Source organism: Streptomyces sp. 796.1, assembly GCF_047525675.1.
In the GTDB taxonomy this organism is placed as follows: Bacteria; Actinomycetota; Actinomycetes; order Streptomycetales; family Streptomycetaceae; genus Streptomyces.
Genome location: NZ_JBLIWA010000002.1, coordinates 225581 through 242961 on the forward strand (window position 1 = coordinate 225581; position 17381 = coordinate 242961).

At 72.4% G+C, this 17381-nt stretch carries 9 protein-coding genes and 1 tRNA gene; 5 read left to right on the plus strand and 5 right to left on the minus strand.

Features of this window, described 5'->3' with window-relative positions; all coding sequences use genetic code 11:
* The first annotated feature begins 28 nt into the window (after window positions 1-28).
* Entirely contained in the window at window positions 29-2785 is a 2757-nt protein-coding gene (hrpB, locus tag ACMA1D_RS02545) for an ATP-dependent helicase HrpB (protein ID WP_414722184.1), read from the plus strand.
* 170 nt (window positions 2786-2955) lie between these two features.
* Here hrpB and ACMA1D_RS02550 read toward each other — a convergent pair whose 3' ends face one another.
* Complete coding sequence (locus tag ACMA1D_RS02550) at window positions 2956-4791, minus strand: lytic transglycosylase domain-containing protein (RefSeq protein ID WP_414722185.1); 1836 nt, start codon at window positions 4789-4791, stop codon at window positions 2956-2958.
* Window positions 4792-5307: 516 nt separating this feature from the next.
* On the minus strand, window positions 5308-8037 hold the full coding sequence (gene polA, locus ACMA1D_RS02555; protein WP_414722186.1) for a DNA polymerase I: 2730 nt from the start codon (window positions 8035-8037) through the stop codon (window positions 5308-5310).
* Window positions 8038-8500: 463 nt separating this feature from the next.
* Here polA and ACMA1D_RS02560 point away from each other — a divergent pair, with 463 nt between their 5' ends.
* Together ACMA1D_RS02560 and ACMA1D_RS02565 are read left to right on the plus strand one after the other, a co-directional pair.
* Window positions 8501-10783, plus strand: a complete 2283-nt coding sequence (locus ACMA1D_RS02560; protein WP_414722187.1) for an FdhF/YdeP family oxidoreductase — start codon at window positions 8501-8503, stop codon at window positions 10781-10783.
* Window positions 10784-10877: 94 nt separating this feature from the next.
* Complete coding sequence (locus ACMA1D_RS02565; RefSeq protein WP_414722188.1) at window positions 10878-11396, plus strand: PaaI family thioesterase; 519 nt, start codon at window positions 10878-10880, stop codon at window positions 11394-11396.
* 259 nt (window positions 11397-11655) lie between these two features.
* On the opposite strand, the gene ACMA1D_RS02570 is transcribed toward ACMA1D_RS02565, so the two are convergent.
* Window positions 11656-12324, minus strand: a complete 669-nt coding sequence (locus ACMA1D_RS02570) for an ANTAR domain-containing response regulator (RefSeq protein WP_349992496.1) — start codon at window positions 12322-12324, stop codon at window positions 11656-11658.
* Between the two features lie 99 nt (window positions 12325-12423).
* On the opposite strand from ACMA1D_RS02570, the gene ACMA1D_RS02575 reads away from it, so the two are divergent.
* A tRNA-Leu gene (locus tag ACMA1D_RS02575) sits at window positions 12424-12496 on the plus strand.
* Window positions 12497-12845: 349 nt separating this feature from the next.
* Here the strand turns inward: ACMA1D_RS02575 and pyk are convergent.
* Together pyk and ACMA1D_RS02585 are read right to left on the minus strand one after the other, a co-directional pair.
* On the minus strand, window positions 12846-14276 hold the full coding sequence (gene pyk, locus ACMA1D_RS02580; RefSeq protein ID WP_349992497.1) for a pyruvate kinase: 1431 nt from the start codon (window positions 14274-14276) through the stop codon (window positions 12846-12848).
* 145 nt (window positions 14277-14421) lie between these two features.
* Window positions 14422-15117, minus strand: a complete 696-nt coding sequence (locus ACMA1D_RS02585) for an SIMPL domain-containing protein (RefSeq protein WP_414722189.1) — start codon at window positions 15115-15117, stop codon at window positions 14422-14424.
* Between the two features lie 146 nt (window positions 15118-15263).
* On the opposite strand from ACMA1D_RS02585, the gene ACMA1D_RS02590 reads away from it, so the two are divergent.
* On the plus strand, window positions 15264-17114 hold the full coding sequence (locus tag ACMA1D_RS02590) for a bifunctional metallophosphatase/5'-nucleotidase (RefSeq protein ID WP_414722190.1): 1851 nt from the start codon (window positions 15264-15266) through the stop codon (window positions 17112-17114).
* Window positions 17115-17381: the final 267 nt, after the last annotated feature.

The following is a 17381-nucleotide window of genomic DNA, read 5'->3' on the forward strand; positions in this document are numbered from 1 at the left end:
GTCAGTGGTCACTGCGAGGATGGGGACCATGACGATCCGTAGTGACGTGCTCGACCGGCTGCCCGTGCGCAGCGCCCTGCCCGAGCTGCGGCAGGCCCTCAAGGACCGCGGGGCCGCCGTGCTGTGCGCGCCGCCGGGTACGGGCAAAACGACGCTGGTCCCGTTGGCGCTGGCCGGGCTGTTGGATCCGGCGGACCGGCAGCGGCGGGTGGTCGTGGCCGAGCCTCGGCGGATCGCGGCGCGGGCGGCGGCGCGGCGGATGGCCTGGCTGTTGGGCGAAGAGGTGGGCGGCCGGGTGGGGTTCACGGTCCGCGGGGAGCGGCGGGTCGGGCCGCGGACCGCGATCGAGGTCGTCACCACCGGTGTGCTGTTGCAAAGATTGCAACGGGACCAGGAGTTGGTCGGCGTTGACGTCGTCATGCTCGACGAGTGCCATGAGCGGCATCTCGACGCCGACACCGCGGCGGCGTTCCTGCTCGACGTGCGGGCCGCGCTGCGGCCCGAGCTGTGGCTCCTGGCGGCCTCGGCGACCACCGACGCCGCCGGTTGGGCGGCGCTGTTGGGCGGGGTCGACGCCGCGGGCACGGATGCGGGCCAGGAGCCCGTACGGTCCGCGGCCGGGGGGACAGTCGCAGGAACGGTCGGCGGGGCGGCCGGGCAGCAGGCCGTGGTGGGCTTCGCGGGCGATGCGGGCGAAGTGACCGCCGTATCGGATCGGGGGGTGGCGCGTGCTGCCGCTCCGGTGGTCACGGCATCGGGCGTCGCGCATCCCGTGGCCGTGGTGTGGGCGCCGCCGGAGCGTGCGGTGCGGCCACCGCACGGCATGCGGGTCGATCCCGCCTTCCTCGACCACGTCGCGGTCGTCGTGCGGCGGGCCCTGCGGGAGCAGGCCGGGGACGTGCTCTGTTTCCTGCCGGGCGTCGGCGAGATCGGCCGGGTCGCGCACCACCTGCGGGACCTCGCGGGCTCGGGCGTGGACGTGCTCCAGGTGCACGGGCGGGCACCGGCCGCCGTCCAGGACGCGGTGTTGGCCGGCAGCTCGGAGCGGCGGCGGGTGGTGCTGGCGACCTCGGTCGCGGAGTCGAGCCTGACGGTGCCCGGGGTGCGGGTGGTGGTGGACGCGGGCCTGGCGCGGGAGCCGCGCACGGACCACGCGCGCGGTCTCAGTGCGCTCACGACCGTCCGGGCCTCGCAGGCCGCGGCGCGGCAGCGGGCCGGGCGGGCGGGGCGCGAGGCGCCGGGAACCGTCTACCGCTGTTGGTCGGAGGCGGACGACGGCCGGCTGCCGCGCTGGCCGGCGCCGGAGATCGCGGTGGCGGACCTGACCGCGTTCGCCCTGCACTGTGCGTGCTGGGGCGAGCCGGACGCGTCGGGCCTCGCCCTGCTCGACCCGCCGCCCGGTGGGGCCATGGCCGCCGCGCGGGAGGTGCTGGTGGCGATCGGGGCGGTCGACGGCGGGGGCCGGGTGACCGACCGCGGCGCACGGATGGCCAGGCTCGGGCTGCATCCGCGACTGGCGCGGGCGCTCTTCGACGGCGCCCGGGAGGTCGGTCCGCGCCGGGCCGCCGAGGTGGTGGCCCTGCTCAGTGAGGAACCGCCGCGGGAGTACGGGGACGACCTGGCCGCCGCCTGGCGGGCGGCGCGGCGCGGGGGCGATGCGTACGCCGGGCGCTGGCGCGAGGAGACCCGCAGGTTGGTGGGTGCGCTGCGAACGGTGGAGGGCGCGACGGGTGACGCGGGCGGTGCGCATCGTATGGAAGACGCCCCGGTGGCCGGCGGTGGCCGGGGCGCGGGCTTTGACGACGCGGTGGCCGGGTTGGTCGCCGCGCTCGCCTTTCCCGAGCGGGTGGCACGGGCGCGGGGCGCGGGCGCGCTGCTGATGGCGTCGGGGACGGGCGCGGAGCTGTCCGCCGGCTCCGGGCTGCGGGAGGCCGAGTGGCTGGCCGTCGCGGTGGCCGACCGGCCGGTGAACGCCGCCTCGGCGCGGGTGCGGCTGGCCGCGGTGATCGACGAGGAGACGGCGCGCTCCGCCGCGTCCGCGCTGCACGCCACCGTCGAGGAGGTGGGTTGGTCCGCGGAGCGGGCGGACCTGGTGGCCCGCCGGGTGGAGCGGTTGGGCCGCATCGAACTGCGTACCAGGCCGTTGTCAGCGCCGGACCCGGAGCTCGTACGGGCCGGGTTGGTTGAGGGGCTGCGGCAGGAGGGGCTCGGGCTGTTGCGCTGGTCGGCGGAGGCCCGGGGGCTGCGGGAGCGCATGGCGTTCGCCCACCGGGTCCTGGGCGAGCCGTGGCCCGACGTCAGCGATGCGGCGTTGTTGGCACGGGCGGACGAGTGGCTGGCCGGCCCGTTGGGGCGGGCCCGCGGCAGGGCCGATCTCGAACGGATCGATGCGGGAACGGAGTTGGGGCGGCTATTGCCCTGGGCGACCGGGGACGCGGCGCGTTTCGCCGAGTGGGTGCCGGAGCGGATCGAGGTGCCGAGCGGCTCACGGATACGCGTGGACTACGCCGAGGAGCAGCCGGTGCTCGCGGTGAAGCTCCAGGAGCTGTTCGGCTGGCAGGAGACGCCGCGCATCGCCGGCGGCCGGGTGCCCGTGGTGGTCCATCTGCTGTCACCGGCGGGGCGGCCGGCGGCCGTCACGTCCGACCTGGCGTCGTTCTGGCGCGAGGGGTACCGCTCGGTGCGCGCCGAACTACGCGGCCGATACCCCAAGCACCCCTGGCCGGAGGACCCGACGACGGCCGAACCAACCCGCCACACCACGGCCCGGGCCCGACGCGGCTGAGCACGGCGCACTGCCGGCGGACGGCGAAGGCGGCGGGCCACCCCGCGTACCGGGCCGTGCCGTGCGGGGTCGTGCCGTGCCGTGCGAGCGTCGTCGAAGGGGCGCCCCCGATGCCGCCGGACACCGCCTCGTACGAAGTGGCTGCCCCATGCCCCCCGCCCGCGGATGGATCAGTCAACCGTCAGCGTGAGGTCCAGCGTCGTGCCGTCGGTGGTGGTGAGGCGGAGGAGGAAGGTGCCCTTGGTGCCGTCGGTGAAGATCTCCGGCAGGGTGAGTTGGCCCTTGGCGTCCGTCTTCAGGCCGGTGAGCGTGCGCACCGGCTTGTCCTGGGCGTCCTTGAAGTAGGGGCCCTTGTCGTTCGCGGTGGCGTCCTTGTCCGAGGTGATCATCGTGGCGGTGAGCGGCACGTTCGCCGCCGCCTTGCCCTGGTGGGTGGCCCGCACCACGATCGGGTCGGTGAACGCGGCCTCCGGCTTCGCCGTGAGCGGCTGCTCGTCGGCGCGGGTCAGCGCGTCGGCGGTCGGCGTCGGCTCGGGGCGTGGCTGTACCTTCGCGGTGAAGTCGACCGCGCCTTCGGCCTGGCCCACGATCGTGGCCCGGATGGTGAAGGTGCCCGTCTTCTTGCCGGCGATCAGTTTCGGGGCCTTCGCCGTGCCGTCCGCTCGCGTGAACACCGTGACCTTTTTGGTGAGCCCGTAGAACTCGGCCTCGGTGGTGCCGCGGATCTCGAACGCCACCCGCACCGCCGAGAGCGCCTTGCCCTTCGCGTCCGCCACCTTGATCTGCGGCGACGTCTCGAACGAAGCTCCCTCGACGGCCGTGAACTCCCGTGCGCCGACGTGCGAGATGACCTTCGCCGGCTGCGGCTTGGGCGGCGTGGTGGTCGGCGGGGGCGTGGTGGGCGGAGTCGTCGGAGGCGTGGTGGGGGGCGTCGTGGGCGGGGTGGTGGTGGGGGGCGTCGTCGGGCCGTCGGGGTTCGGGCGCGGCTTGCTCGGCTTCGGCGGCGTGCTGGGGGTGCTCGGGGCCGTGGGGCGCTCGGTCTCCGCCGGCGGGGTGCTCGGGGTGTGCCCGCCGGGGCGCTGGTTCGACTGGCCGCGACCGGGCCGCTCCCGCTCATCGGCGCCGCTGCCGGGCCGCTTGCCCGTGTTGCGCGCGCCGGGGCCGTCGCCCTTGGGCAGCGTGCCGGTGCCGTCCGGCACCTCGTGGGTGCCGTTCTTGTAGTACTCGAACCACGACAGGACGGTGTTCAGATACTCCGTCGACTGGTTGTAGCCGAGTATCGCCCGGTCCAGATCGGCCTTGATCGCCAGGTCGCGGTTGTTGGAGCAGAGGAAGTTGGCCGCTGCCAGCGCCGCGTCGTAGATGTTGTTCGGGTTGCGCTCGCCGTCGCCGTTGCCGTCCCGGCCCCAGGTGGCCCAGGTGGACGGGATGAACTGCATAGGCCCGACGGCCCGGTCGTGGGTCGAGTCGCCGTCGTACGCACCGCCGTCGGTGTCGGTGATCCGGGCGAAGCCGTTGCCGTCGAGGACCGGGCCGAGGATCGGCGACAGGGTGGTGCCGTCCTGGTCCACCGCGCCACCGCGGGCCTGGCCCGACTCCACGCGGCCGATGCCCGCCAGCAACTCCCAGGGCAGGTGGCACTGGGCGCGGTCGCGCGCCACGGAGGACTCGGCCCGCTGGTACGCGTCGAGCACGGTGGCCGGGATACCGGAATCGGCGCCACCGCCCTGCCCGCCGGGCTGGTTGGTGCTCGGTGAGCGGCGGGGGAGGTCGGACTTCTTGGGGCTCCGCAGCGGCGGGAGGTCCGTGTAGTACGAGGAGTCGCCGCTGATGGCGTCGCCCGCCGGGGGCGACGTCAGCTCGCTCGCGGCGTCCCTTTCCTTCTCCTTGTGGTGCTCGCCTGCGAAGCCCGGGGCCTGAGAGGCCGTGAGCGCGGCCATCGCCACTGCCGCCACCGCAGTCGTCGCTGCTCCGTGGCGCAGTCGCCGACTGATGTGCGCTGCCATCCGTCCGTCCCTCCCGTCGACTGTGACGCGCTCCCCCGCGCGACAATGCCCGTGACACTACGGCAACTCATGGCCCGCAGCTACCGACCCATGACGTTCCCCTTTGATCGGATACGGCAGGGGATGGTTCGGCGAAGGACAGGAAAACTCTGCGCGGAGTCCGTCGGCTGCTAGGACGCTGGAGGTCGGGCGGGCGTTCCCGCTCACGACGATCTCGTACGGATTCGCGCGTCGCGAAGATTCCGTGGATTCCGTGGCGATTCCGGGGTGCCCGGCCGGCAGGGCGCCGCGGCCCTTGAGCGGGCGGGGCAGCGGGGCACCGCCCGTTCGGTGCGCCCCGCCACCCAAGGCGCCGGCCGACCAAGACTTGCCTCCCGAAGTCCCGACTACCCGAGGACTGCCGCCCAGGGTCCCGGCCACCCCGACCCCCGCCACCCAAGACCTGCCGGCCAAGGCCCCGCCCCCGGGCCCCCGTTGCCCCGGGCCCCGGCTGGCCGAGGTCCGGGGTCCTGCGGGTCAGTGCGCGGCCGACTCCCAGTCGCGGCCTGCGCCGACGGAGACGTCGAGAGGGGCATCGAGCTGGACCGCGCCGGCCATCTCGCGGCGCACCAGCTCCTCCACCCGGTCCCGCTCCCCCGGCGCGATCTCCAGCACGATTTCGTCGTGCACCTGGAGGAGCATCCGGGAGGTCAGCTCCTCCTTGCGGAGCTCGCGGTCCACTCGCAGCATGGCGATCTTGACGATGTCGGCCGCGGTGCCCTGGATCGGCGCGTTGAGCGCCATCCGCTCGGCCATCTCGCGCCGCTGCCGGTTGTCGCTGTTGAGGTCCGGCAGGTAGCGCCGGCGGCCCAGCATGGTCTGGGTGTACCCGGTGGCGCGCGCCTCCTCCACCACGCGCTGGAGGTAGTCCCGTACCCCGCCGAACCGCTCGAAGAAGGTGTCCATCAGCTTGCGCGCCTCGTCGGGGGCGATGTTGAGCTGCTGGGACAGGCCGAAGGCGGAGAGCCCGTAGGCCAGTCCGTACGACATCGCCTTGATCTTGCGGCGCATCTCCGGGTCCACGTCGGACTTGGCCACGCCGAAGACCTGGGAGGCGACCGTGGTGTGCAGGTCCTCGCCCGAGGTGAACGCCTCGATCAGGCCCGCGTCCTCGGAGAGGTGGGCCATCACGCGCAGTTCGATCTGGCTGTAGTCGGCGGTCATCAGCGACTCGTACCCCTCGCCGACGACGAAGCCGCGGCGGATGGCGCGCCCCTCGTCGGTGCGCACCGGGATGTTCTGGAGGTTCGGGTCGGTGGAGGAGAGCCGGCCGGTGGCCGCCACGGTCTGGTTGAAGGTGGTGTGGATGCGGCCGTCGGGGGCGATGGTCTTGATCAGGCCCTCGACGGTGGAGCGCAGCCGGGCCTGCTCGCGGTGGCGCAGCATGATGACCGGCAGCTCGTGCTCGGTCTGCCCGGCGAGCCAGGCCAGCGCGTCGGCGTCGGTGGTGTAGCCGGTCTTGGTCTTCTTCGTCTTGGGCAGGCCGAGTTCGCCGAACAGGACCTCCTGCAACTGCTTGGGGGAGCCGAGGTTGAACTCGTGGCCGACCGCGGCGTGCGCCTCCTGCACCGCCTGCTGGACGGCGGCGGCGAACTGCTGCTCCATGTTCTCCAGCCAGCCGCGGTCGGCGGCGATGCCGGCCCGCTCCAGCCGGGCCAGCAACTCGGACGTGGGCAGCTCCACCTCGTGCAGCAGCTCGGCCGCGCCCACCTCGGCGAGCCGTCCGCCGAACGCTTCGCCGAGGTCCACCACCGCACGGGCCTGGGTCATCAGCGCGTCCTGCTCGGCCTGCTCGTCGGCGCCGAAGGCGAGCTGCCCGCTGTCGGCCGCGGCGGGGGCCAGCTCACGGCCCAGGTACTCCACCGACAGCGCGTCCAGGGCGAAGGACCGGCGGCCGGGCTTGACCAGGTACGCCGCGAGCGCGGTGTCCATCTGCACGCCGGCGATGGTCCAGCCGTGCTCGGCGAAGACCCGCATGGCGCCCTTGGCGTCGTGCATGACCTTGGGCCGCTGCGGGTCGGCGATCCACCCGGCGAACGCCTGCTCGTCGGCCTCGGTCAACTGGGTGGGGTCGAACCAGGCGGCGGGGCCGGCCGCGGTCGCCAGCGCGACCTCGCTCACGCTGCCGCTGCCGAGCGCCCACGCGTCGACGGTCGCCACGCCGAGCGGCGCGCCGCCGTGCTCGGCGAGCCAGGGCGCCAGCTCGTCCGCGCCCAGGGCCACGCCGTCCACCGCGACGCCCGCCGCGGGAGCCACCGTCTCCTCGACGGCACCGGGGTCGGCGGCCAGCAGCCGCTCCCGGAAGTTCTGGTGGCGGAACTCCAGGGCGTCGAGCACGACCGTCAGCGCCTGCCGGTCGTACGGCGCCCGCAGCAGGTCGGCCGGGCCGCCGTCCAGTTCCACGTCGCGGACCATCTCGGTCAGCCGGCGGTTGAGCTTGACCGACTCCAGGTGGTCGCGGAAGTTCTGGCCGGCCTTGCCCTTGACCTCGTCGGCCCGCTCGACCAACTGGTCAAAGGAGCCGAACTGGTTGATCCACTTCGCGGCGGTCTTCTCGCCGACGCCGGGGATGCCGGGGAGGTTGTCCGACGGGTCGCCGCGCAGGGCCGCGAAGTCCGGGTACTGCGCGGGCGAGAGGCCGTACTTCTCCTGGACCTTCTCGGGGGTGAACCGGGTCAGCTCGGAGACGCCCTTGGTCGGGTAGAGCACCGTCACCCGGTCGGTGATGAGTTGGAAGGAGTCGCGGTCGCCGGTGACGATCGAGACCTGGAAGCCCTCGGCCTCGGCACGGGTGGCCAGCGTGGCGATCACGTCGTCCGCCTCGAAGCCCTCGATGGCGAAGCGCCGCACGCTCATCGCGTCCAGCAACTCCCCGATCAGCTCCACCTGCCCCCTGAATTCGTCCGGGGTCTTGGAACGGGTCGCCTTGTACTCCGGGAACTCCTCGGAGCGCCAGGTCTTGCGCGAGACGTCGAAGGCGACCGCGAGGTGTGTGGGCTGCTCGTCACGGAGGGTGTTCGCCAGCATCGAGGCGAAGCCGTAGATCGCGTTGGTCGTCTGGCCCGTCGCCGTACTGAAGTTCTCCGCGGGCAGGGCGAAGAACGCCCGGTAGGCCAGGGAATGCCCGTCGAGCAGGAGCAGGCGTGGCTGCTCGGCCGGCTCGCTGGAGGGCTGCGCTGCTGTCGTCTTCGATGCTTTCTCTGCCACGTCCCCGATCCTGCCACGCCCCACTGACAATCCCGAGCCACCGGGCTGCGGCCCGCGGCGGGCGCCGGGCGTCCACGGGGCCGTGGACGAGGGTGCCAGGGGTGCCAGGGGCGTAAGGCGGGCGCCGGAACCGTGAGCAGGGGCGCGGTGGCGGGTGCCGGGCCGTGGCCAGGCGTGCCGGGCGGGCGCCAAGGCCATGGACGGGGTGCCAGCGGTGCAGAGCGGGCGCCGGAGCCCGGGGCGGGGACGTGGGGCGGGCGCCGGGCCCACTGTCAGTGCCCCGTGACAGGATTTACCCGTACCGGTACCACACCGGTCATCCGGACCGGCCCCTCGCAGGTCGGGCCGGGAACCGTAGCCGTCAGCGGGGCGGGCCGGGCGCCACCGGCCGGGCGCCGCGCCACGTCAGCACACCCGTCACGACCGATCGCGCAGAGGCACGACAGAGGCAAAGGGGAGCGCCATGGCAGCCAAGCCGCCCGCAGGTGACCCGGTACAGGACGCGCCCGAGGTGGGTCCGCCGCAGCAGGCCGCGGCCGGGCTGCCCGCCGTCGCGCACTCGCTGCGGCACGCGCAGCGGCAGATGGGCGTGCGGCGTACCGCGCTCACCCTGCTCAGGGTCAACCAGAAGGACGGCTTCGACTGCCCGGGCTGCGCCTGGCCCGAGCCGGACAAGCGGCATGCGGCGGAGTTCTGCGAGAACGGCGCGAAGGCGGTGGCAGAGGAGGCCACGCTGCGCCGGGTCACGCCGGAGTTCTTCGCCGCGCACCCGGTGGCCGACCTCGCCACCCGCAGCGGCTACTGGCTGGGCCAGCAGGGCCGGCTGACCAGCCCGATGCTGCTCGACGAGGGCGCCGAGCGATACGAGCCGATCACCTGGGACCGGGCCTTCGCGCTGATCGCGGAGGAGTTGGGGGCGCTGGGTTCGCCCGACGAGGCGGTGTTCTACACCTCGGGCCGTACGAGCAACGAGGCCGCCTTCCTCTATCAGCTCTTCGCCCGCGAGTTCGGCACCAACAACCTGCCCGACTGCTCCAACATGTGCCACGAGTCGTCCGGTTCGGCCCTCACCGAGACGCTCGGCGTCGGCAAGGGCAGTGTGCTGCTCGACGACCTCTACCAGGCCGACCTGATCATCGTCGCCGGTCAGAACCCGGGCACCAACCACCCGCGGATGCTGAGCGCCCTGGAGAAGGCCAAGGCGAACGGCGCGCGCATCATCACCGTCAACCCGCTGCCCGAGGCGGGCCTTGAGCGGTTCAAGAACCCGCAGACCGCGCGCGGCCTCGCGCGCGGGGGCACCCCGTTGACCGATCTGTTCCTCCAGGTCAGGCTGGGCGGCGACCAGGCGCTCTTCCGGCTGTTGAACCGGCTGGTGCTGGAGACCGACGGCGCCGTCGACGAGGAGTTCGTACGCGAGCACACGCACGGCTTCGCCGAGTTCGCCGCCGCCGCGCGCGAGACGGACTGGGAGCAGACGCTGCGCGCCACGGGGCTGGCCCGCGCCGACATCGAGCGGGCGCTGGAGATGGTCCTCGCCTCCCGGCGCACCATCGTGTGCTGGGCGATGGGGCTCACCCAGCACAAGCACGCGGTGCCCACCATCAGGGAGGTCGTCAACTTCCTGCTGCTGCGGGGCAACGTGGGGCGGCCCGGGGCCGGCGTCTGCCCGGTGCGCGGGCACAGCAACGTGCAGGGCGACCGCACCATGGGCATCTTCGAGCGGCCGGCGCCCGAGTTCCTGGACGCGCTCCAACGGGAGTTCGACTTCGCGCCGCCGCGCGAGCACGGGCTCGACGTGGTGCGGGCCATCCGCGCGCTGCGCGACGGGCAGGCGAAGGTGTTCTTCGCCATGGGCGGCAACTTCGTGGCCGCCACGCCGGACACCGAGGTCACCGAGGCCGCGGTGCGCCGGGCCCGGCTGACCGTGCACGTCTCGACCAAGCTCAACCGCTCGCACGCGGTCACCGGGGCGCGGGCCCTGATCCTGCCCACCCTCGGGCGCACCGAGCGCGACACGCAGGCGAGCGGCGACCAGTTCGTCACGGTCGAGGACTCGATGGGCATGGTGCACGCCTCGCGGGGGCGGCTGGAGCCGGCCAGTGCGCGGTTGCTCTCCGAGCCGGCGATCGTCTGCCGGCTGGCGCGGCGGGTGCTGGGCGAGCGCAGCCGTACGCCCTGGGAGGAGTTCGAGCGCGACTACGGCCGGGTGCGGGACCGGATCGCCCGGGTCATCCCGGGGTTCGAGGACTTCAACGCACGGGTGAGCAAGCCCGGCGGGTTCGCGCTGCCGCACGGGCCGCGCGACGAGCGGCGCTTCCCCACCGCCACCGGCAAGGCCAACTTCACCGCGGCGCCGGTGGAGTTCCCGCACCTGCCGGAGGGCCGGCTGCTCCTCCAGACGCTGCGCTCGCACGACCAGTACAACACCACGATCTACGGGCTGGACGACCGCTACCGCGGCATCAAGAACGGCCGCCGCGTCGTCCTCGTCCACCCGGAGGACGCCCGGGAGCGGGGTCTCGCGGACGGCTCGTACGTCGATCTGGTCAGCGAGTGGCGGGACGGCGTCGAGCGCCGGGCGGACGGCTTCCGTGTCGTGCACTACCCGACGGCCCGGGGCTGTGCCGCGGCGTACTACCCGGAGACCAATGTGCTGGTGCCACTGGACGCGACGGCCGACACCAGCAACACTCCGGCGAGCAAGTCCGTGGTGGTCCGCCTGGAACAGACGCCCCCCGTATAAGCGTTCGTTCAGTGAGCTGATAGGTAAGACCCAGCACCCAGCAGCACGTGTCGGGATGCATCGGACGAAGAGCCGCGGATCGGAGCCGGAGACCATGGGCGAGCAGACCACCACCACGTTCCCGCAGGAGATCATCGACGAGTACGCGGGGCTCGGGGTCGACCTCCGGGCCCTGTTCTCCGCGGGCCACCTCGGCCAGCGCATGGGGTTGCACATCGTGGAGGCGGCGCCGGAGCGCGTCGTGGGCACGCTCCCGGTGGAGGGCAACACCCAGCCGTACGGGCTGTTGCACGGGGGCGCGTCGGCCGTGCTGGCCGAGACGCTCGGTTCGGTCGGCGCGATGTTGCACGGCGGCCCGCACAAGGTCGCCGTCGGTGTCGACCTCAACTGCACCCATCACCGGGGCGCGCGCTCCGGCCTGGTCACGGGCGTGGCCACGCCGCTGCACCGAGGCCGGTCGACCGCGACGTACGAGATCGTCATCACCGACGAGCAGGACCGCAGGGTGTGCACCGCGCGGCTGACGTGCCTGCTGCGCGAGGTGGAGAACGCCCCGGCGCCCGACGCCCCGACCACCGACGCCTCGGCCAACAGCGCCCCGGCCGCCGGCTGAACCGCTGACCGGCCCGGGCGCACAACGCAGCCCCACCCGCGCCCGGCAACCCAGCACCTCCTGCGCCCTGCAACCCCGCACCTCCCGTGCGCAGGGCCGCCCCTACGCGAAGGCAGGACCGTCCCCACGCGCCCCGGTTTGTCGTTCGGAGCGCGCCGCGACGTCGGCGTACGGAACGGGGCCCGTCCAACCGGTGGACGGGCCCCGTTCCGTACCTGGGGCGGGGCGGGCGGCTTCGATGGCTGCCGGCCCAGCCGGGTCAGGACTCCTTGGCGCTCTTGGCCGCCTTCTTCTCCGCGGCCTTTTCGGCAGCGTCCTCGATGACCGCCTCGGCGACCTGCTGCATGGACAGCCGACGGTCCATCGACGTCTTCTGGATCCAGCGGAACGCGGCGGGCTCGGTCAGCCCGTACTGCGTCTGCAACACGCTCTTGGCACGGTCGACCAGCTTGCGGGTCTCCAGTCGCTGGGAGAGGTCGGCGACCTCCTTCTCCAGCGCCTTCAACTCGGTGAAGCGGGAGACGGCCATCTCGATGGCCGGCACCACGTCGCTCTTGCTGAACGGCTTGACCAGATACGCCATCGCGCCGGCGTCGCGGGCCCGCTCCACCAGTTCGCGCTGGGAGAAGGCGGTCAGCATGAGGACCGGGGCGATGCTGTCCGCGGCGATCTGCTCGGCCGCGGAGATGCCGTCCAGGATCGGCATCTTGACGTCGAGGATGACGAGGTCGGGCCGGTGCTCGCGGGCGAGTTCGACGGCCCGCTGGCCGTCCCCTGCCTCGCCGACGACGGAGTACCCCTCTTCTTCGAGCATTTCTTTCAGATCGAGGCGGATCAGGGCCTCGTCCTCGGCGATGACGACGCGGGTGGTCAACGGCGGGATGTGCGACTGCTGCTCATTGACGGGCTCGGGCTCGACGTCGCTCACGGGACTCCTCGAATCAGGCAGGTGGTGCCCCACGAGCCTACCTAGCTCCTGTATGTTTGACGCACAGCGTCTTTCCGCTAACCTCTGTTTCTGAGGCCAGCCCTGGTAGTCCAATGGCAGAGACGATACTCTCAAACAGTATTCAGTGTGGGTTCGAATCCCACCCAGGGCACTTTCTCTTTACTTCTGAGGTAGCCCACCGTTCGGTGGGCTTTCTTTCCTTCCGGGAATGTCGGGGTTGAGCCCCGGGCGATTCTCCTCGCGCCGGTCGAAGGCCAACGGGAGGCCGGGGACGGGTTTCGGTCGACTGGCGGGGCCTGGCCCGATTCCTTCGCCGGCGCTGCGCACCGCGCTTTCCCCTCGGCCCCGCTTTCGGTTCGCGGGACGTTAAGGGCGCCGAAAGCCGGTCCCGGCGAAAGCAGCCCGGGAATTCTCGTACCGGAAATGCACGCACAGGCCCAGCGGACCGAGGAATCGGCCCGCTGAGCGGATCGTCGTCGTGCGGTGGTGGTGCTGGGCCGCTACTGGACCGGGTCGTCGCCGATGCGGTGGACGCGGACCAGGTTGGTGGAGCCGGGGACGCCGGGGGGCGAGCCCGCCGTGATCACCACCACATCGCCCTTCTGGCAGCGGCCGATGCGCAACAGTTCCTCGTCGACCTGGGCGACCATGGCGTCGGTCGACTCCACGCGCGGGCCGAGGAAGGTCTCGACGCCCCAGGTCAGGTTGAGCTGGGCGTAGGTGTCCGGGTCCGGGGTGAAGGCGAGGACCGGGATCGGCGAGCGGTAGCGCGAGAGGCGGCGGACGGTGTCGCCGGACTGGGTGAAGGCGACGAGGAACTTGGCGCCGAGGAAGTCGCCCATCTCCGCAGCCGCGCGGGCGACCGCGCCGGCCTGGGTGCGCGGCTTGCTGCTCTCCGTCAGCGGCGGCAGTCCCTTGGCCAGCATGTCCTCCTCGGCGGCCACCACGATCCGGCCCATCGTCTTGACCGTCTCGATCGGGTACTTGCCGACGCTGGTCTCGCCCGAGAGCATCACCGCGTCGGTGCCGTCCATGACCGCGTTGGCCACGTCGGACGCCTCGGCGCGGGTCGGCCGGGAGGCGTCGATCATCGAGTCGAGCATCTGGGTCGCCACGATCACCGGCTTGGCGTTGCGCTTGGCCAGCTTGACGGCGCGCTTCTGCACCATCGGGACGGCTTCGAGCGGCATTTCCACGCCGAGGTCGCCGCGGGCCACCATGATCCCGTCGAAGGCGTCCACGATGGCCGCCAGGTTCTCCACCGCCTGCGGCTTCTCGACCTTGGCGATCAGCGGGAGCCGCCGGCCCTCCTCGGCCATGATGCGGTGCACGTCGCGGGCGTCGTCGGCGTTGCGGACGAAGGAGAGCGCGATGACGTCGGCGCCGATGCGGAGCGCCCAGCGCAGGTCCTCGACGTCCTTGCCGGAGAGCGCGGGCACCGAGACGGCGACGCCGGGCAGGTTGAGGCCCTTGTGGTCGGAGACCATGCCGCCCTCGATGACCGTGGTGTGCACCCGCGGCCCTTCGACCGAGGTGACCTCCAGGGTGACGCGGCCGTCGTCGACGAGGATGCGCTCACCGCGGGTGACGTCGCCGGCCAGGCCCTCGTAAGTGGTGCCGCAGCAGTTGCGGTCGCCCTCGATGTCCTCGACCGTGATGGTGAACTCATCGCCGCGTTCAAGGAGTACGGGTCCCTCGCGGAAACGGCCGAGGCGAATCTTCGGGCCTTGAAGGTCGGCGAGGACACCGACGCTGCGGCCGGTCTCCTTGGAGGCTTGGCGCACCCGCTGGTAACGCTCCTCGTGTTCCACGTACGAGCCGTGGCTGAGGTTGAAGCGGGCGACGTCCATGCCGGCCTCGATGAGCCTCTTGATCTGCTCATACGAGTCGGTGGCTGGGCCCAGGGTGCAGACGATTTTTGCTCGGCGCATGGGTCGAGCCTATGACTTACCAGCGGGTAGAGAACCGTGAACTCCCTACAGCCCAACGACCTTTGCATGAAAGGCTCTTGACAACTAATGAAACGTGCGCGAGTCCGCTCCGATGAGCGTTTTTCCGGGCTCGCCGACGTTCTTCTCACAGTGCGGGACGCGTCATCGTGAACCGCGCGTTGACGTGCGCGTATACGGTCTGCCGACGGGGTTCGAGGTCGAGTGCGGGGGGCGCGTCCACCGTGCCGCCGTAGCCGGGGGCCGCCGCGCGCAGGGTGGCGGCCGGCGCCGGCAAGGGTGCGTTTTCGGCGCCGATGTCGGCGAGTTCGACGAGGGCGTCGAGTTCGGCTCCCAAAGCCTGGGCGTACTCGCGGGCCCGCTTGACCGCCTCGCGCACGGCCTGCTGGCGGGCCTCGCGGTGCGCGGGCGAATCGGGGCGCAGCGCCCACCAGGGGCCGTCGACGCTGGTGAGTTCGAGGTCGGCGAGGCGGGTGGTGAGTTCCCCGAGCGCGCTGAAGTCGGTGAGCGTCGCGGTGAGGTAGACCCGGCCGTGGTAGGCGCGGATCCGCTCGTGGCGGCCCTTGTCGGTGAGTTGGGGGGTGATGCTGAACGCCCCGGTCTCCAGCTTCTCGACGGCCTCGCCGTAGGACCTGACGAGGTCGAGCACCTGGTTGTTGCGGCGGGTGAGGTGGTCGAGGGCGCCGCGGCGGTCGGTGCCGCGGGCGCTGACGGTGATGCCGACGCGGGCGATCTCGGGCTCGACCTCAAGCCGGGCCTCGCCGCGCACCGCGATGCGGGGGGTCTCGGGCGTGCCGTAGGACAGGGGTGTGGTGGTGGTCATAGGGGTCACTCTCGCAGCCGGCCCGCCGCATCAGGTAGTCATGTCGTCAGAAGCCCGTCCGGTGTCCGCCGGGCCGGCCCACCTGGACAGACCCGCGTGCCCCGTGGTGGCGGGCGCGCTCCGCACCCTCGCCGGGAGAGATCAGCATGGCACTGGACCGCAGAAGGTTCCTGGGACGTTCGGCAGCGACGGGGGCCGCCGTGGCCCTGGCCGGCACGGCGACCGGCGCAGCCGCCCGTCCCCCGGGCCACGGCGGCGGCCGGCCGGGCAAGCGGCACGAGTTCACCGTGCTCGGCACCACCGACCTGCACGGCAACGTCTTCAACTGGGACTACTTCACCGACGCGGAGTTCGACGACAAGGACCACAACGACGTGGGCCTGGCGAAGATCTCGACGCTGGTGCGGCAGGTCCGCGCGGAGCGGGGCCGCGCGAACACGCTGCTGATCGACGCGGGCGACACGATCCAGGGGACGCAGCTCTCGTACTACTACGCCAAGGTCGATCCCATCACCGGCCCCGGCGCCCCGGTGCACCCGATGGCGCGGGCGATGAACGCGATCGGGTACGACGCGGCGGCGCTGGGCAACCACGAGTTCAACTACGGCCTGCCGGTGCTGCGCAAGTTCGCCGAGCAGTGCGACTTCCCGCTGCTGGCCGCGAACGCGCTCGACGCGCGGACGGCCAGGCCGGCGTTCGCCCCGTACTGGATGACCCGGCTGCCCGTGCCGCACGGGCGGCCGGTGCGGGTCGCGGTGCTCGGGCTGACCAATCCGGGGATCGCGCTGTGGGACAAGGCGCACGTGCAGGGGAAGCTGACCTTCCCCGGTCTGGTGGAGCAGGCCGCGCGGTACGTGCCGCGGCTGCGGTCGATGGGCGCCGACGTGGTGGTGGTCGCGGCGCACTCGGGGACCAGCGGGACCTCCTCGTACGGGGACCAGCTCCCGCACGTGGAGAACGCCGCGGCCCTGGTGGCGCAGCAGGTGCCGGGGATCGACGCGATCCTGGTGGGGCACGCGCACGCGGAGATCCCCGAGTACCGGGTGAAGAACGAGCGCACCGGTCGTGAGGTGGTGCTGTCCGAACCGCTGAAGTGGGGGCAGCGGCTGACCAGGTTCGACTTCGGGCTGGCCTGGGAGCGGGGCCGCTGGCGGGTGGATTCGGTCTCCGCCCGGGTGCTGAACTCCAACACCGCGGCCGAGGACCCCGAGGTGGTGGGGCTGCTCACCGGTGAGCACCGGAAGGTCATGGCGTACGTCAACCAGGTGATCGGCACCTCGGCGCGGCGGATGGCGGCGGACGAGGCGCCGTACAAGGACGTGCCGATCATCGACTTCATCAACCACGTGCAGAGCGAGACGGTGCGCGCCGCGCTGGTGGGCACGGCGCACGAGGGGCTGCCGGTGCTCTCGCAGGCGTCGTGCTTCTCGCGGACGGCGGTGGTGCCCGTGGGCGAGGTCACCATCCGGGAGGTGGCCGGGCTCTACCCGTTCGACAACACGCTGGAGGCGCGGCTGCTGACGGGGGCGCAGGTGCGGGAGTACCTGGAGTTCTCGGCGCGGTACTACGTGCGCACCGCGCCCGGCGGCGGCGTGGACCCGGCCGCGCTCACCAATGCGGGCGGCACGCCGGACTACAACTACGACGCGGTCAGCGGCCTGCGCTACGAGATCGACATCGCGCAGGAGCCGGGCCAGCGGATCACGAAGCTGAGCCACGCCGGGAAGCCGGTGGCCGACGACGCGCAGTTCGTGCTGGCGGTGAACAACTACCGGGCCGGCGGGGGCGGCAACTTCCCGCACGTGGCGTCCGCGCGGCAGTTGTGGTCCTCCTCGGAGGAGATCCGGAACACGATCATCGCCTGGGTGCGGGCCAAGGGGACCATCGACCCGGAGCAGTTCGCGACGCAGGACTGGTGGCTCACCCGGGCGGGCGCGCCGGTCTTCTACTCGCCGCTGGAGCACCGGCCCTACCGGCAGTGCCCCTGCTGCCGCTGAGCCTGGCCACGCGCGTCGCCCGGTCGGACCGACGTCCCCGGTCGGTGCCGGTGGCTGGTGGCCGGTCAGGGCCGGTGGCCGTCAGCCCCCGTGGCCGGGCGGGGCCGCTGGCACATGCCGGGGCGGGGTGCCACATTCAGGATCCGTTAAAGGGCGTCAACAACCGTTAAAGGGCGTCCGTATTGCCGGCGTCCAGCGGCCATCGCTCAGCACAATGAAAGGATGAATGAGGAGTTCGCTGCCGCGTTCGAAGCCGTACGCCGGGAT

Excerpts from the sequence above, each read along its gene's own strand:
- pyk (WP_349992497.1), bottom strand. The coding sequence starts at position 14,276 with ATGCGCCGAGCAAAAATCGTCTGCACCCTGGGCCCAGCCACCGACTCG.
- ACMA1D_RS02585 (WP_414722189.1), bottom strand. The coding sequence starts at position 15,117 with ATGACCACCACCACACCCCTGTCCTACGGCACGCCCGAGACCCCCCGC.
- hrpB (WP_414722184.1), top strand. The coding sequence starts at position 29 with ATGACGATCCGTAGTGACGTGCTCGACCGGCTGCCCGTGCGCAGCGCC.
- ACMA1D_RS02565 (WP_414722188.1), top strand. The coding sequence starts at position 10,878 with ATGGGCGAGCAGACCACCACCACGTTCCCGCAGGAGATCATCGACGAG.
- ACMA1D_RS02550 (WP_414722185.1), bottom strand. The coding sequence starts at position 4,791 with ATGGCAGCGCACATCAGTCGGCGACTGCGCCACGGAGCAGCGACGACT.
- ACMA1D_RS02590 (WP_414722190.1), top strand. The coding sequence starts at position 15,264 with ATGGCACTGGACCGCAGAAGGTTCCTGGGACGTTCGGCAGCGACGGGG.
- ACMA1D_RS02560 (WP_414722187.1), top strand. The coding sequence starts at position 8,501 with ATGGCAGCCAAGCCGCCCGCAGGTGACCCGGTACAGGACGCGCCCGAG.